11 protein-coding genes and 1 riboswitch are annotated in these 15,889 nt (G+C 61.1%); of the genes, 4 read left to right on the top strand and 7 right to left on the bottom strand.

Annotation, left to right across the window (positions count from 1 at the left end; translation table 11 throughout):
* Positions 1-16: 16 nt before the first annotated feature.
* On the top strand, positions 17-934 hold the full coding sequence (locus tag KUV46_03275) for a fatty acid desaturase family protein (GenBank protein QYJ01425.1): 918 nt from the start codon (positions 17-19) through the stop codon (positions 932-934).
* Positions 935-940: 6 nt separating this feature from the next.
* Here the strand turns inward: KUV46_03275 and KUV46_03270 are convergent, their stop codons facing one another.
* The 4 genes from KUV46_03270 to KUV46_03255 are packed head-to-tail and all read right to left on the bottom strand — an operon-like array spanning position 941 to position 5,412.
* Positions 941-1,702, bottom strand: coding sequence for an ABC transporter ATP-binding protein (locus KUV46_03270; protein ID QYJ01424.1), 762 nt, complete (start codon positions 1,700-1,702; stop codon positions 941-943).
* A complete protein-coding gene (locus KUV46_03265; protein ID QYJ01423.1) occupies positions 1,695-2,687 on the bottom strand; it encodes an iron ABC transporter permease in 993 nt (330 codons plus the stop codon). The genes KUV46_03270 and KUV46_03265 overlap by 8 nt, the downstream gene beginning before the upstream one ends.
* Positions 2,684-3,532 (bottom strand): ABC transporter substrate-binding protein, encoded by an 849-nt coding sequence (locus KUV46_03260; protein QYJ01422.1) that lies wholly within the window; start codon positions 3,530-3,532, stop codon positions 2,684-2,686. The genes KUV46_03265 and KUV46_03260 overlap by 4 nt, the downstream gene beginning before the upstream one ends.
* Before the next feature lie 2 nt (positions 3,533-3,534).
* The gene (locus KUV46_03255; protein ID QYJ01421.1) at positions 3,535-5,412 is read right to left on the bottom strand and encodes a TonB-dependent receptor; all 1,878 of its coding nucleotides are present in this window, start codon (positions 5,410-5,412) and stop codon (positions 3,535-3,537) included.
* Positions 5,413-5,534: 122 nt separating this feature from the next.
* A riboswitch (cobalamin riboswitch) is annotated at positions 5,535-5,725 on the bottom strand.
* A gap of 1,050 nt (positions 5,726-6,775) precedes the next feature.
* Here KUV46_03255 and KUV46_03250 point away from each other — a divergent pair.
* Positions 6,776-11,122, top strand: a complete 4,347-nt coding sequence (locus KUV46_03250; GenBank protein ID QYJ01420.1) for an autotransporter domain-containing protein — start codon at positions 6,776-6,778, stop codon at positions 11,120-11,122.
* A 12-nt stretch (positions 11,123-11,134) separates the two neighbouring features.
* On the opposite strand, the gene KUV46_03245 is transcribed toward KUV46_03250, so the two are convergent.
* From KUV46_03245 to KUV46_03235, 3 genes are all read right to left on the bottom strand, one after another.
* Positions 11,135-11,761, bottom strand: coding sequence for a response regulator (locus tag KUV46_03245; GenBank protein ID QYJ01419.1), 627 nt, complete (start codon positions 11,759-11,761; stop codon positions 11,135-11,137).
* Positions 11,758-12,882 carry a PAS domain S-box protein gene (locus KUV46_03240; GenBank protein QYJ01418.1) on the bottom strand — a complete coding sequence of 375 codons (1,125 nt, stop codon included), beginning with the start codon at positions 12,880-12,882 and terminating at the stop codon, positions 11,758-11,760. The genes KUV46_03245 and KUV46_03240 overlap by 4 nt, the downstream gene beginning before the upstream one ends.
* 114 nt (positions 12,883-12,996) lie before the next feature.
* On the bottom strand, positions 12,997-13,260 hold the full coding sequence (locus KUV46_03235; GenBank protein QYJ01417.1) for a hypothetical protein: 264 nt from the start codon (positions 13,258-13,260) through the stop codon (positions 12,997-12,999).
* Between the two features lie 206 nt (positions 13,261-13,466).
* Here KUV46_03235 and ccoN point away from each other — a divergent pair, with 206 nt between their 5' ends.
* Together ccoN and ccoO are read left to right on the top strand one after the other, a co-directional pair.
* Positions 13,467-15,098: a cytochrome-c oxidase, cbb3-type subunit I gene (gene ccoN, locus KUV46_03230; GenBank protein ID QYJ01416.1), complete on the top strand. Its 1,632-nt coding sequence runs from the start codon at positions 13,467-13,469 to the stop codon at positions 15,096-15,098.
* A 14-nt stretch (positions 15,099-15,112) separates the two neighbouring features.
* On the top strand, positions 15,113-15,880 hold the full coding sequence (ccoO, locus tag KUV46_03225; GenBank protein ID QYJ01415.1) for a cytochrome-c oxidase, cbb3-type subunit II: 768 nt from the start codon (positions 15,113-15,115) through the stop codon (positions 15,878-15,880).
* Positions 15,881-15,889 lie beyond the last annotated feature (9 nt).

Raw genomic sequence — 15,889 nt, 5'->3', positions numbered from 1 at the left:
TATCAGGAGTCCGCTCATGCAACAGGGAATGAAGCTTTCGCAAGCGCTGTCAAAGAGTGAGCTGCGTGCCTTTCAGAAGAAATCGAATTTGCGGGCCCTCGGCGGCGTTGCCTTCAATTGGGGCCTGATCGTCTTTGCCTTCGCGATTGCGATTATCTGGCCGAACCCGCTGACGATCCTTGCTGGTATTGTCCTTCTTGGTGGACGCCAGCTTGGCCTAGGTGTCATGAACCATGACTGCGCCCACCACGCCTTCTTCAAAAGTCCGAAAGTAGATGAGTTTGTCGGCCACTGGCTTGCTGGTGCGCCGATGAATACGTCGCTCAAGGCGTACCGTGCCTACCATTTGAAACACCACAAGTTCGCGGGCACGCCGAACGATCCTGACATCGGCTTCGTGAAGAATTACCCTGTCTCGAAGTCGAGCCTGAAGCGCAAATTCATCCGTGATTTCACCGGCCAGACCGGCTTTCGGGATACGATGAATGACCTCAAAAAGTTCAAGCTTTCGCGCAATTACCCCTGGCTGATGTTTCATATTACGCTGCTCGGAACGCTGACGCTGGTTGGTGCGCCTTGGGCGTATCCGATGTGGTGGGCGGCGCGCCTTTTTGTTTTCCCGGCTATCGTACGCCTTCGCCAGATTGGGGAGCACGGCACCGCGCTGGACCGCACCAGTCTTGATGCGCGGCTGAATACCGGCACGACGGTCGCGCCGCTCTGGCAGCGCGTGATCGTGGCCCCGAACGATGTGAACTATCACCTCGAGCATCACCTGCTGGCCAGCGTACCGCCCTACAGGCTCGGCCGCCTGCACAGGCTGCTCAGCGAGCGTGGCTATTACGATGGCTATGACTGCATCTCGAAGGATTATTTCGATGTGATCCGCCGGGCGGTCCGGCCAGATGAGCCACGCATGGTCGCTGCCGAATAGACAGGCCTAGGCCGCGCCTTCGATCTCGACCGCGCGGCCCTCGACCTTCGCCTTAACGCCGAACACCTCTGCCATGCGCTCTGCGCTCAGCGTGTCCTCGACCGGGCCGTTGGCGACGATGCGGGTGTCCTTCATCCAGATCATGCGGCTCGCATAGCGGGCAGCCAGCGATATGTCGTGCAGAACGACAAGCGCGCCGCCGCCTGCAGCGACGTATTGCTGGATGATATCCATGATCCGAAACTGGTGACGCGGGTCGAGCGCAGCGACCGGTTCGTCGGCGACAAGAAGTCCGGCCTCTGACGCCAGCGCGCGGGCGAAGTGCACGCGCGCCAGTTCCCCGCCGGATAGGGTGTCCGTCTGGCGGGAAGCCAGCGTCTCAAGCCCGCATTTCATCAGCGCGCGTTCTACCGCGTCTGCATCTTGATCGCCGAGCCGTCCGGGAGCTGCGCCATAGGCAAAACGGCCCAGCGCGACAACATCGCGGACGGTGTTCGGCCATGCGAGGGGGCGCTGCTGGGGAAGGTAGGCGACGCGCCGGGCGCGCTCCATTGGGGCAAGCTCTGGGCTGCCATCGCCATCTATGCTCGCACTGCCGCCACTGGCTTTTTCGAGTCCAAGAGAGGCGCGCAGAAGGCTTGTCTTGCCTGCGCCATTCGGCCCAATCAGCGCGATGAATTCGCCTGCGCCAACGCGGAAACTGGCCTCAGTGACGAGCGCGGTCTTGCTTGCGTGGACGCTCAGTTTTTCGGCGACGAGTTCAGTCATGGATCGCGCGCCTTCCCATCGCAATCCATATAAAGGCGGGCGCGCCAATAAGGGCAGCGACGACGCCGAGCTTCAGCTCATTCACGGTCGGCAGGATGCGCACACCGATGTCGGCGAGCACCAGAATCAGACCGGCCAACAGGGCGGAAGGGATAAGAGACCGGGCCGGATCATGGCCGACGAACGGCCGGATGATATGCGGCGCGACGATGCCGACAAAGCCGATGGCGCCGGCAAGTGCGACCGACCCTCCTGTCGCGATGCCAGCCCCAAGCACCGTCAGGATACGCTGATTGCGCAGGTTCAGGCCGATACCGCTTGCCGCTTCCTCGCCGAGTGTCAGGGCAGAGAGACCGCGGCGCGAGGCCAGCAGGATGGCCCCGCCGCCAAGGATGAAAGGCGCTGCAAAGCCAAGCTCGCGGAAGCTGCGATTGGCCACAGATCCGAGCATCCAGTTGATCATGTCTGACAGTGTAAAGGGCGTCGGAGCGAGGTTCATGAGAAGGCTCATCGCCGCGCCTGCAAAGGCAGAAATCCCAACACCGACAAGGATCAAGGTCACCACCGACCGGGTCTTGATCGCTGCCAGCGCGATAAGCGCTGTCGCTGCGAGCGCACCGAGCATTGCGGCGACCGGCAAGACCCAGAGCGATAGCGCAACCAGCCCATAATAGAGCGAGAACGTCGCAAACAGCGATGCCGATGCCGACACGCCGAGCACGCCCGGCTCAGCCAGCGGGTTGCGCAACAACCCTTGCAGCGCCGCACCGCTGATGCCGAGAGCGGCTCCGGTTGCGAAGGCGGCCAGGGCTCTGGGGAGGCGGATTTGCCAGATGACGATGCGGTCTCCCGCTTCACCGCCGCCGAACATTGCGATCAAAACGCGATCAATTGGCATGGGCGTCGACCCCAAGAGGCAGGCCGCGAAAACGGCGAGAATACAGGCAATTAGGAGAGCCGGGATGAGGGCGCGGTTCGGGGTCATGAGGCGTCACTATCGGCCAGGGCTTCGATGGCGTCCATGAGGAACCAGCCCCCGCAAGCGGTCCAGGAACCCGGTACAGTGACGGTGTTTCCACGGTGTATCTGACGGTGTGCGATTGGGTGGCTGGAAGCGCTCCAATAGTCAGGCGTGAAACCGCCTTGCTCAGAGAATTGCGCAGGCACGGTGACGTCCGGCCGTTCGCGCGTCAGCCGTTCAAGCGGGATCGGATTCCAGCCGGGCGTTTCCTGAAAATTGCGGAGACCTGCCGCCTCGATCATTTCGTGAACCAGAGACCCGGGGCCGGAGGTCACACCGCCTGACGCCATATAGAGCGCCGTCTTGTTGTCGCTGCGAGCCTGAACACTTTCGAGCCGCTGGTGAAACTCCGCGATGAGCGCTTCGCCGCGCTCGCTATGTCCGAGGCCGTCTGCCATGTGCTGGATGACGCCCGGTATGGAGGTGGAGCCCTCGCCGTCGATGGTGGAGGTCCAGCCGACATTGAGAACCGGAACACCTGCCTGCTCAAAGAAGGCTTCTGCGTTCGGCCCGCCGCCATAGGAGCGGACGATTAGGTCAGGTTTCAGCACGAGGACGCTTTCTGCATCCGCGCGGACCGTCGGGAAGTCTTTGGCGGCTTCGCGCATATAGGAAAAGCTGCCTGTCCCGCCGGGGGAGATGGCGAGTATCTGCTCCGGGTCGGCAAGTTTCAGGACATACTGATCAGCGCAATAGTCGAGGCTGACGATCCGCATTGGCCGCTCACCAGACTGCGTGCCGGGCGCCTCAACGGGCGCGCTGCACGCAGCGGCGAGACATGCCAGAAAGGGGATCGCCAACCTCATCATTGCTATCTCAGCTTCAGTCCGATGAAGGCACCTGCGCCCGGCCCGCGATAGCCATAGACGTCGGTGACCTGCTCATCGAAGAGGTTGCTGCCGCGCAGGGTGATGGCGAGGCGTTCGGTGACCGGTATCTCTGCTGTGAGGGAAGCCAGCGTATAGGCGTCCAGGGTCACGCGCCGGGATGGGAAGGCGCCGAAGTCGAAATCATCCTGCTCACCAACATAGTCGAGCGCTGCGCCGATGCGCAGGCCCTTATCATTGACCCGCCAGTTGGCGGCGATGCTGGCCGTGTCTGCAGGGACGCGGATTTCATCGCTGCCATCATCGGCTTCGCTGTCGATGGAGGTGAACTGGCCAGTGATGTCGAGACGATCGGTGGGCGACCATTTGGCTCCGATTTCAACGCCGGAGCGCTTGCTGTCACCCGCCCGGTTGGCTGCGGTCGACATGAAGGTCGGGGTGAAAGCGGTATAGATCTCGTCTTCGAGTTCAGCCTCAAAATAGGTGATCGAGGCGCTGAACTGGTCCCATGTCTGGTCCCAGCCGATTTCCCAGCTTGTCGACTTTTCAGGTTCGAGGTTTGGATTGCCGATAAAGCTGCCCGGGTAGAAGCCGAAGAGCTCGGTGAAGGTCGGATTCTTCACGCCGCTGCCAGCCGAGGCGCGCAGGCGACCGCCAAAGTCAAAGCTGTAGGCTGCGCCGGCGCGCCATGTGACGGCATCTTCGAACTGGCCATCATTGTCATCGAAGCGGGCCGATGCGTTCACCTGCAGCGCGTTGAGCGTGAGGCGGTACTCGCCTGCGATGCCGAAGGTTTCGAAGCTCTGGCTCTGGTTCGGGTCACCGAAGGCAAGGTCGGTCGAGCGGCGCTCATAGTCCTCGCTTTCATGGTCGACGAGGGCACTGAAGGTCTGGACGAGGCTACCTTCTCCAACCGTGATGGATGGGCTCCAGGAGAGTTTGGTGCGTTCGCCAGATGTGGAGTCCGTATAGGTCCCGTCGGCGCGATTGGTGCGGTCGACCTCATTGAGATTGGCGCGGAAGACGTGATCGATCCGGCCGGTCTTGCCTGTCAGAGCCGCGCCGACAATGGTCTGCTCGCTGTCTGTCGTGCGGTCGACATTGTTGAGGAGCCCGTCGAAATCGGTGTCGCTGTCGAACTGGGATTCAGCTTCGCGATAGGTGGCGAGAAGCGACAGGTTCCAGCCGGTGCCAAGCTCCACGCCGCCGCGCGCGAGGACGGCGAGGCTGTCAGAGCCATCCTTTTCACCGCCGAGGCCCGAACTATCGACGCCTTCTGTCGTGAAGCCGGACACGGCGCCGCCAAAATTGAAGCGCTCAGAGGCTGTGTTGAAGCCAGCCGAGCCATTCACAGTCTCGCGCGAGCCAGCCTCAATCTCGGCATTGAAGCCGGGCTGGTCGGAGGTCTCGATGGAGAGGACCCCACCAATCGCATCAGAGCCATAGAGCGAGGACTGCTCACCGCGCAGCACTTCGATACGGGCGATATCGAGACCAGAGAGAAGGCCGAAATCGGTCTCGCCGGTGACCGGGTCCGAGAATTCGATACCGTCGAGGAAGACGAGCGTGTGGTTGGCCTCTGCGCCGCGAATGCGGACCTGCGTCAGCCCGCCGAGCGAGCCTGAGCGCGAGATGGCGACACCCGGAACGGCACGCAGCTGGTCCGCGACGAAAGGCGTGTCGCGCACGGCAAGGTCATCTTCGGTCAGGATGGCGACGTCTTCGGTCAACGTGGCCAGATCAACAGGCTGAAGGCCGGACACGGTGACGGTGTCGAGGCGGCGCTCATCAGGTGTCTGGGCAAAGGAAAGGGGGGCGATAGCAAGTGTGGCGACAGTCGCCAGCAGGATTGGTCGACGCATAGATACGACTCCGATGGCGCGCCGCAGCGCGCATACAATACGAAACCACGTGCATTGCGCGCGCGGCAGACGGATTGTCGAAAAACGGAGATACTCCGCGCCCGCTGGCTTTTCCCGGCCTTGGGCAAACGACAGGCGATGGCAGGTTTCCTGGCTTGCCGATCACAGCGTCTGGCCGCCTTCCCAAAGCATTGCGCCTCAGTGGCTTGGTGGCCATCAGCTCCTGGCTGACAGTTGCGGGTACAGCACCGGATTTACACCGGCTTCCCTCTTAGCCCCCTGTTAGAGGGGCACCATCTGGGCGCGGTGATGTGCCAGGCAGGCAGGCAAGTCAATACTTTGAATAATCGCCGCCCACTCACCCGTTCGGGTGATGCACGCCCCGTTCCGGGCCTCTAGCCTCGCGCTCGGGACCAGACTGGGTGGGGGGACGCACATGGCTATGGTGAAGAAGACGATTAACTGGATTGGCCGCGTGACCCGGCTTGCAGCGCTATCAAGCGTGGTCTGGATTGCTGGCGCCGCTCATGCGGTCGGGACGTCGCCCGGTTTTTCGCTTCAGGTCGTAGACGAAAGCGGAAATCCAGTCAGCAATGTGCAGACAGGACAGACAGTCACCCTGATCCACACCATCGATAACTCTAGTAATGGCTTCGTCGTCAGCAATCTGGCTTTCACCCATAATCTACCGACCAATCTGCGTCTGACGACGCCGGAAGTGGCCACGACCACCTGCAACACTACTGGGTCTTCCAGTATTAACTTGAGCGGCGGATTTACTTCCTCGTACAGCGTCAGTGGATATGAGGTGCCGGCAGGCGCTAGCTGTATCTTCGAAATAGATGTGGTGCCATTCGGCCCCAACACTTACAACATGACATCGAGCGCCCTGAGCAGTTCTGTAGGAACTGGCACAACTTCTTCAGCGACCCTTGTCGCCCAAACTCCAGCACCGCTTTTCACCATGTCCTTCGAGGACAGTGCAGGCTCGCCGAAAACGACATTCGTGTCCGGTGAAACAGCGACAATTGTATACACCGTCGATGCAACAGCTAATTTTTCATCTGTTAATGGCTTTGAATTCAGCCACAGTTGGTCGACGCCCCTGACCACGGCGAGCCCCTCGAATAAGTCCACAACCTGTCAGAACAACGACAAGGCAGATACTTCCAGTGGCCCCACATCTTTTTCGGCAAGGGGTTGGACGGTTGGCGCCGGAGATACGTGCGAATTTAAGGTTGATGTGACCTCCAGTTCTGCTGGTGAGTTTGTACTTGCGACGGGCTTGCTCTCTAGCAATGCGGAAACGGCTTCCCCAGCAACCGGGACGCTCACTTTTGTAGCTCCGCCGCCGACCTTCAGCATGACGTTCAATCCCGGCTCGACAGACAATACTGACAGCGCGGAGATCACCTATACGATCGCCAATGTGCTTGACGGGGCGAGCGAGGCGACTTCGCTGGCTTTTACGCATAATCTGAGCGCAGGACTGGAAGTGCATGACACGCCCAACGCGTCTACCACGTGTACAGGCGGTACGCTAAGCGCGGCGGCGGGCAGCAGCTCCATTTCCTATTCTGGCGGCACCGTCGCGGCGGGCGCTTCCTGTACGATCAAGGTGCTGGTGAGTTCGGACCAGGCCGGTACATTCAATGAAACGACCGGCGACCTCACCTCGTCTGCTGGCAATAGCGGCGCAGCATCCGCTTCCCTGACCGTGACCGATGTAATTGCGCCGCGCATTCAGTCGATCACCCGATTTTCACCCTCTGCGATCAACACCGATGCCGACAGCCTGACCTGGCGCGTCGAGTTCAATGAGCCGATGGATGTTTCGACGATATCAGCGGCTGATTTCACCGTATCGGGCACGACCGGAACATTATCGGTGAACAGCTTCAGTTCTACCGTTTTCGAGGTGACTGTGTCGGGCGGTGATCTGGCTGATCTCGACGGAACGGTAGTTCTAAGTTTCAACAGTGAGCGGCAAATCGCCGACGTTGCAGGAAATGCACTCGTCAACAATACGCCGCTTGGCCTGGAGGACATCACCTACTTCGTCCAGAACGATTCCACCCCGCCAATGGTGACGGCTTTCGAGCGCTACACACCGCTGGACGAAAACACCAATGCCGATGAGCTGGTCTTCAAGATCACGTTCAGTGAGCCTGTACGCGGTGTCGGGACGAGCAGCTTCCAGGTGACGGGTACCACGGCGACGGGCACGGAAATGGCGGCCCTTGGAGGCGAGCGAGACCTCGGCGATATGGGCATGAAGGTCCAGGTACAGCAGCCTCGCAAAGGGGCTCGCGGATTCAGCGGCGAGGCCTTTCTGCTGACAGTTTCAGGTGGCGACCTTGCATCCTATAATGGCATTGTTGGTCTGGATCTGGCAGTCGGCGGCGATATCGGCGCACACCAGCAGTTGCCACCACCGCCAGTCCTGATGTTCGGGATTACTGATTTTGCCGGCAATCGGCTCCTTGCCGGAGAGCCAGCCACTGACCAGACCTATACAGTCGACAATAGCGGCCCCATTCTCGCGTCGATTACCCGGTCCGCCCCGACAAGCGAGCTGACCAATGCCGATACGCTGGTCTGGGACTTCCAGTTCAGCAATATCTCGCCGCTCTATAATGTGAAGACGAGCGAATTCACGCTGACAGGGACGACAGCTACGCTGTCTGTCGAACGCTACAGCATCGGATTTTATGTGACGGCATCGGGCGGCGATCTTGCGAGCGTCAACGGCCCGGTCACGATCACCATGAAGGCCGGCTCAACCGACGAGTTCGGCAACCCGCTGCTGAGCGGTGAGCCGTCAGGCACGAATGAGAACAGCTATACGCTGGACAATACGGCGCCGACCATCACCAGCATCGACCTTTTCGAAGGGACGCAAAGCCCGACCGATGCCGACACGCTGGCCTGGGGCGTGCGTTTCAGCGAGCCAATGGACGGCGCGTCAGTCGGTGCGGCTGACTTCAGTGTCGCTGGCACTTCGGCAACGCTCAGCCTCGAGCCTATCAGTGCCGACTATTACAGGCTGACCTTGGCGGGCGGCGACCTTGCCGAGTTGAATGGGACGGTGACGCTGACTGTCGCAGATGCGGTCCAGTTGCTGGACGCCGCGGGCAATGCGCTCATCATCAAAACCCCGACCGGGACCAACAATAACCAGATCGTCCTGGACAATGACTCCATCGGGCCGTCGATCGTGATCTCCAGCACCGCTGCCGGCCCTGTGCCCGGGTCTTTCCCGGTCACCTTCACCTTCAACGAATACGTGACCGGTTTTGCCGCTGAAGATGTCACGGTCGCAAATGGGACGCTCGCCAGTTTTGCCTCGACGAGCGCGAAGGTTTTCACCGCTGATGTCACGCCGGCGGCCGATGGCGCCGTTACGCTCGACATTGCGGCGGATGTGGCAACGGATGCGGCCGGGAATGGCAACAAGGTGGCGGCTCAATTCTCAATCCTTGCTGACGCAACGCCGCCGGGTCTCTCCATCACTTTCCCGGATGCCGAAACAACGGGGGCGTTCACCGCGACCTTTACCTTCACCGAGGATGTGACGGGTTTCGAGCTGGCGGATATCGTCCTCGGGAATGCAGCGGCGAGCAATTTCGCGGCGACCAGCGGATCGGTCTATACGGCGCTGATCACGCCATCGGCGCCAGGGACCGTCAGCATTGCGGTCGCGGCAGCGGCGGGTGTCGACGCGGCGGGCAATGATAGCCTTGAGGCGAGTGTGTCTCTGGCCGCTGTTTCCGAAATTCCTGAAGTGGTCATCGACCTGAGTTCCGACATTGCTGACCCTGAACAGGCGGCGACGGTTGCAACCATCTCCAATCCGGGCAGCGCGCCACTTCCGTTCACGGTGCAGGTCGATGTGCCGTGGATCACGGTGACGCCGCTATCGGGCACGATCTCACCGCTTGGTACGTTCGACCTGTCGGTCAGCCTCAATGATGAGGTGAACAGCCTCGGCGCGGGCGACTATGTCGGCACGGTTACTGTGACGGTGGGCGATGCGCCTGTTGCCTTCGCTTCGCTTGGCGGCGCTGATGGTCAGCCAGTCCAGTCGGGCGGTGGCGGCGCGGTTGGCGTGGGCCTTCGGCCGGGCACGATCCTGGTGGAGCTGCCGGTGAATGTCGCCGTGCAGGAGCGTTTCGGCAATGTCCAGCTGATCGCGACGACGCCGCCGGGGCCGTCTGGTGAAGCGAGCTTTACCTATGTTTCCGACGTGCCGGCATTCAATAATCTGACCCTGTCGACGAGCAATAACCGGGCGAGTGCGGGCAGCGGCGACATCCTGTTCGGCAGCTATGACATCACCCAGACCGCGCCTCCGGGCTGGCGGGTGGAGGCCTTCAACTGCTCGGGCGATCTGGACGGCGCGACGCGCTATGACCCGGTCACCGACACGGCGACCGTGGATGTCGACCCGGGCGAGAGCATAGTCTGCGTGTTTGAGAATGTGCGCGATGAGGATGCCGTAAGGCTGGCGACCCAGCGCGCGATCCGCAACTTCCTGTTCCGCCGGGCTGACCGCATCATCGACGCTGCGCCAGAGCTGTCGCGCCGCTTTGCTGAGCGCAATTCGGCCCAGCGGGGCGGCATGTCGGCCAACGCGTCGGGGGCGGGGTTCTACCAGATGGACTTCAGTGTCTCTCTGGCTGGCGCCCGCAACGCCGTCGCCGCTGAGGAGGCTGATAGCGGCGCGCGGTTCGGCAATTCGGATGCGCCGTTCCTCGACGGTTGGGACATCTGGCTGGCGGCTGAAGCGTCCGGTGTGCGCGATGACCGGGCCGGTGAGCGGTCAAAGACCGACTTTGCCGCTGTGCAACTCGGCGTGGACTACCTCCTCGGTGACGACCTGATCATTGGTGCGATGGCCCAGTATGACTGGATGGAGGATGAGGCGCGCGAAGTCTTCACCGATGCTGGCGCTGTGCGGGGGGCGCAGGTGCAGGGCAATGGCTGGATGGCGGGTCCCTATGCCGTCTGGCGTGTGAAGGACAGCCTGACTGTCGATGGCCTCGCCATGTTCGGTGAGTCGGATAACCGCGTGAACCCGCTTGGCCTCTATAGTGATGACTTTGATACCCAGCGCATCATGGTTCAGGCCAATGTGACCGGCGAGCTTCGCTCTGGACCTTGGACGGTTCGTCCGCAGGCAGGCATCACCCAGTATAAGGAAACCCAGTCTGCCTATCTCGACAGCCTTGGTATCAAGATCCCGTCGCAGGATATCAGCCTCGGCCGCTTCCGGGCGGGGCCTGAAGTGGCGTGGCGCAATGAGTTCCGGGATGGCGGCTGGTTACAGCTGAGCGGCCGCCTCGATGCCATCTGGGACTATGACAGCGCTGACCTGCTGACTGAGAGCGGCTTCCTGAGCAGCGATGAAACCGACCTTCGTGCCGATGCGCGGATTGGCGTGGCGACACAGACCAAGTGGGGCCCTCTGGTGCGTCTTGAGGTTGGGATCGCAGGTGTGGGCGCCGGAGATTTCCGGGCGGAGACGGCGCGGCTTGAGATCCGTGTGCCATTCGGGTCAGGCGGGCTGGCGCAAGGCATCCAGCAGATGGCCTTCGGTCCGGCCGGTATGGGCATGGGCGGACGCTGTGATGTGCCGGGCGGCGGTGTGCATAGCGCCTTCGCAAGCCAGTCTGGCTGCGGCGGCGGCGAAATGCGGACTAGCTGGTAGTCTGCAAGTCGCCTAGCTGCTGGCGCCGAGCCCGGCGGCGAAAGCGATACGAAGGGCGGCAGAAAGGCTGTCCACGCCAAGCTTGTCCATCATGTTGGCGCGGTGGATTTCCACCGTGCGCGGTGAGATATCGAGTGAGTTGGCGATACCCTTATTGGTCAGCCCGTCGACGAGGCCATCAAGGATGTCGCGTTCACGCGGGCTGAGATGTGCGAGGCGCTTTTCAGCCTCGGCCTTCTGGACCGCGCCCTGGTGGAGACTGTCGAGGTGTTCGAACCCCTCATTGATCGCCTGAAGCAGGACCTGCTTTTCATAAGGCTTTTCGACGAAGTTGACCGCGCCCGCCTTCATGGCCTGCACTGCGACGGACACGTCGCCATGTCCGGTGAGGACGATGATCGGCATTTCGCAGCCGCGCTCATTAAGGGCTTTTTGAACCGCGAGGCCATTCATCTGCGGCATCTGGACGTCGAGAAGCACGCAGCCTGATTCCAGATCGTCGAGCTTTGCCAGAAAGCTCACCCCGTCCGGATGGGTCTGCACGCGGTAGCCTGCGAGGCGCAGCATGAAGCTGGCGGAATGGCGGATAGCCTCGTCATCGTCGACGAGGTGGACGAGCGGCTTTTCTGAATCGGTCATGCGTCAGTTTCTACAGGTTCAAGCGTGAAGGCGAAACGCGTTCCCGTGTCGCCTGCGGGCATTGCCTCGATGGTGCCGCCATGCGCTTCGACAATGGTGCGGCAGATGGAGAGGCCAAGGCCCATGCCCGTGGACTTGGAACTGGCAAGCGGGCGGAAGAGGTGTTCGGACACCTCCCGGTCGATACCGGGGCCATTATCTTCGATGGTGACGAGCACCATGCCGTTGCCGCCGATCATTGCGCGGATTTCGATCTTCGGATCGATTTGCGTCCCCATCGCTTCAATGGCGTTGCGCACGATGTTGATAATGACCTGCTGGATCTGGATCGGGTCGATCATCACATGCGGCGTGCTTTCCGCCACGCTGACCGAGATGGCACCTGTTGCTGTGCTCATTTCGGTCTGGACGAGGGCGACGGCGTCGCCGAGCAGTGGGACGAGATCTGTCGGACGCTTCTCGACTTCGCCGCGAGAGACATAATCTCGAAGCTTCCGGACGATCTGGCCTGCACGAACAGACTGCTTCGCCGCTTCGTTCAGCGCTTCCTGCACCATCTTCATGGTTTCTTCGTCCGGCGCGTCGAGCATGTCGCGGGCCGCTTCAAGGTAATTGGTCACGACGGTGAGCGGCTGGTTCAGCTCATGCGCGAGGGCAGATGCCATCGTCCCAACCGAGCTCAATCTCGAGAAATGGACGAGCTCGGCCTGCAGGGCCTTCATGCGCGTTTCATTGCGCCGCTGCTCGGTCAGGTCCCGCATGAATGCCGTGAAGAGATAGTGATCGCCGATCTTGGCTTCGCCGATCTTGAGGTCGATCGGAAACAGGGAGCCGTCTGCGCGCCTTGCCGTGACCGTGCGACCGATGCCGATGATGCGGCGCTCGCCTGTGCGAAGATAGCGCGAGATATAGCCGTCATGCTGCGACTTGTCGGTGGGCGACATGAGGATGCTGACATTGCGGCCGAGCAGCTGGTCCACTTCATAGCCGAACAGGGTCTCTGCCGCCTTGCTGACAGCCGTGATGATCCCGGCGTCGTTGATGACGACCATGGCATCCGGCACCGATTGGAGGATGGACCGGAAGTGCTGATGGAGCGCGTCAACGTCCATCTCCGCCATATCGTAGATCTGGTCCCGGCTTTTCAGTGTTCACACCCCGTCCGTCTGCACATTCGCAATGCGACAGGCAGGGCCGGGAGGTCAACAAGTAGCGTGACGGCAGGTGCTGATTTCTCATGGCATGACCCGGGCCAGCCGCTGCATCAGCATGCGCGCATGCTGAAGGAACGGGCTGACGATCATGACGGCGATACCGGAGACGAAGACCGGACACCAAACGCAATGCATGCCGAAAAGGCTTTGCGTGCCTGGCGCCTGGCCTGACGACGAGCACCAGGCAAGCGGCAGCAATTCACTGCGCAGGTGATGCGACTGGACTTGCGGCCACGCGATCATCGCAATGGCCAACCCGACGGTGAAGATGATGACACGGTTCATGCGGGGGCCTCCTATTGCCCGCAACCTACTGTGTCTGCGACAGGCTGGCCCATACGTATGAGCCCGTATACCGGACATCCCGGTCCTTACGTAATCCCTCAGCCATGATGAGACAGCCGCCGCTTCTGGTGGCGTCTGAATGTTGAGGGGTAGGCAAATTGAGCACCAGCATCCTTAAGAGAGGGGCAAGGGACAGCAGCACCGGAATGGTGTCGGCCTTCCTTTGCGTCTTCGCTGTCCTGGCGATCCTGATCGCCGGTAACGCAGCAGACAATCTGATGGGCGTTCACGCGCTCCTGTTCTTTTCCGCAATCATCGCCTGGCTGGTGGGGATTGCGCTCTGGGCCGGCAAGCTCGGCGACCGCAATCCCTTTGATGAGACCCAGTATGAGGACACGCTCGTCAAATTCGGTGTGGCCGCTGCCATGTTCTGGGGGCTCGCAGGCCTTCTGGTCGGCGTTCTCATCGCGTGTCAGCTGACCTGGCCAAATCTCTTCTATGTTGAGGAGCTCGGCTGGACGAACTTTGGCAGGCTACGTCCGCTCCATACGTCGGCCGTGATCTTTGCCTTCGGTGGCAACGTCCTTCTCGCCACCAGCTTCCACGTCGTCCAGCGCACCACCCGCGCGCGCCTGTTCGGCGGCATGTGGCCCTGGTTCGTCTTCTGGGGCTATCAGCTTTTCATCGTGATCGCCGCGACCGGCTATCTGATGGGCATTACCCAGTCGAAGGAATATGCCGAACCAGAATGGTATGCCGACCTCTGGCTGACCATCGTCTGGGTCGCCTATCTCATCATCTTCCTCGGCACGCTCTGGAAGCGGAAAGAGCCGCATATCTATGTGGCAAACTGGTTCTACCTGTCCTTCATCGTGACCATCGCGATGCTGCACATCGTGAACAACCTTTCGTTGCCGGTCTCGCTCGGATCGTCGAAGAGCTATCAGCTGTTCGCGGGCGTGCAGGATGCGCTGACCCAGTGGTGGTATGGCCACAATGCTGTCGGCTTCTTCCTGACGACCGGCTTCCTCGCCATCATGTATTATTACATTCCGAAGCGCGTGGACCGGCCAGTCTATTCCTACCGCCTGTCGATCGTGCACTTCTGGTCGCTGATCTTCATCTATATCTGGGCAGGTCCGCACCACCTTCACTACACCGCTCTTCCGCAGTGGGCGCAGACCCTCGGCATGACCTTCTCGATCATGCTGTGGATGCCAAGCTGGGGCGGCATGATCAACGGCGTGATGACCCTGTCGGGCGCCTGGGACAAGCTTCGCACCGACCCTGTGGTCCGCATGATGGTCGTCTCGCTCGCCTTCTATGGCATGTCGACCTTCGAAGGCCCCCTCATGTCGGTGCGGGCGGTGAACTCGCTCAGCCACTATACAGAATGGGGCATTGGCCACGTGCATTCCGGTGCACTCGGCTGGGTTGGCTTCATCTCCTTCGGGGCGCTCTACTGCCTCACCCAGTGGCTGTACAAGCGCAAGAGCCTCTACTCGATGGCGCTGGTCGAGTGGCACTTCTGGCTCGCGACGATCGGTATCGTCTTCTACATCGTGTCGATGTGGTTCGCGGGCATCATGGAAGGCCTGATGTGGCGCGCCTATAACGACTTCGGCTTCCTCGAATACAGCTTCGTGGAAACGGTCGAGGCCAAGCATATCAGCTACATCATCCGCATGGTGGGCGGCCTGCTCTACCTCAGCGGCGCTGTGATCATGTCCTACAACCTGATCCGGACCGCGATGGGCCATGAGCGCATCAACCAGCCCGCCGATGCAAATCCCGTAAGCCAACCACCGGCAGCCGCTGAGCTGCAGCCGGCCGAATAGGAGCGTCGAGAACAATGGGACTGCTCAACAAACACGGCGTGTTCGAACGCCACTCGCTCATCCTGACGATCGGCATCCTGATCACGGTCTCGATCGGTGGGCTTATCCAGATGGCACCGCTCTTCTACATGGAGAACACCATCGAGAAGGTGGAAGGCATGCGCCCCTACACCCCGCTCGAAGTGGCTGGCCGGAACATCTATCTGCGCGAGGGCTGCTATGTCTGCCACAGCCAGATGGTGCGCCCGCTGCGCGACGAGGTGGAGCGCTATGGCCACTACTCTCTGGCGGCAGAGTCGATGTACGACCACCCGTTCCAGTGGGGCTCGAAGCGGACGGGGCCTGACCTTGCCCGCGTCGGCGGCAAGTATTCCGACGAATGGCATGTCGATCACCTGATCGACCCGCGTGCCCTGGTGCCGGAATCGATCATGCCGCCCTATGCCTTCCTGGCAGAGAAGTCGCTCGACTTCCGCAATATCCAGGATGACCTGAAAGCGCTTCGTGCGGTCGGCGTTCCCTACACCGACGAGATGATCGAGAATGCCAGCATGGACCTTCGGGCCCAGGTGGACCCCGACATCTATTTCGATGAGCAGGACGCGCTGGTGGCTCGCTACACCGAAGCATCCGGCCGCGAAGGCACCGTCCAGATCCGCGACTTCGACCAGGATCCAGACCGGATCACCGAGATGGATGCGCTCGTCGCCTACCTGCAGATGACCGGCACGCTGGTGGATTTCTCCACCTACGAAGCCGAAGACCTGATGAACGCGCGCTAGGGGGAAAGT

It is taken from the genome of Thalassovita mediterranea, from assembly GCA_019448215.1.
Lineage (GTDB): Bacteria > Pseudomonadota > Alphaproteobacteria > Caulobacterales > Hyphomonadaceae > Henriciella.
Note: the sequence above shows the minus strand (reverse complement) of the source record. Positions and strands in the feature narration are given on the sequence as shown.

Excerpts from the sequence above, each read along its gene's own strand:
- KUV46_03240 (QYJ01418.1), bottom strand. The coding sequence starts at position 12,882 with ATGGCGGAGATGGACGTTGACGCGCTCCATCAGCACTTCCGGTCCATC.
- KUV46_03255 (QYJ01421.1), bottom strand. The coding sequence starts at position 5,412 with ATGCGTCGACCAATCCTGCTGGCGACTGTCGCCACACTTGCTATCGCC.
- KUV46_03245 (QYJ01419.1), bottom strand. The coding sequence starts at position 11,761 with ATGACCGATTCAGAAAAGCCGCTCGTCCACCTCGTCGACGATGACGAG.
- KUV46_03270 (QYJ01424.1), bottom strand. The coding sequence starts at position 1,702 with ATGACTGAACTCGTCGCCGAAAAACTGAGCGTCCACGCAAGCAAGACC.
- ccoO (QYJ01415.1), top strand. The coding sequence starts at position 15,113 with ATGGGACTGCTCAACAAACACGGCGTGTTCGAACGCCACTCGCTCATC.
- KUV46_03265 (QYJ01423.1), bottom strand. The coding sequence starts at position 2,687 with ATGACCCCGAACCGCGCCCTCATCCCGGCTCTCCTAATTGCCTGTATT.
- KUV46_03275 (QYJ01425.1), top strand. The coding sequence starts at position 17 with ATGCAACAGGGAATGAAGCTTTCGCAAGCGCTGTCAAAGAGTGAGCTG.
- KUV46_03250 (QYJ01420.1), top strand. The coding sequence starts at position 6,776 with ATGACGTTCAATCCCGGCTCGACAGACAATACTGACAGCGCGGAGATC.
- KUV46_03235 (QYJ01417.1), bottom strand. The coding sequence starts at position 13,260 with ATGAACCGTGTCATCATCTTCACCGTCGGGTTGGCCATTGCGATGATC.
- ccoN (QYJ01416.1), top strand. The coding sequence starts at position 13,467 with ATGGTGTCGGCCTTCCTTTGCGTCTTCGCTGTCCTGGCGATCCTGATC.
- KUV46_03260 (QYJ01422.1), bottom strand. The coding sequence starts at position 3,532 with ATGATGAGGTTGGCGATCCCCTTTCTGGCATGTCTCGCCGCTGCGTGC.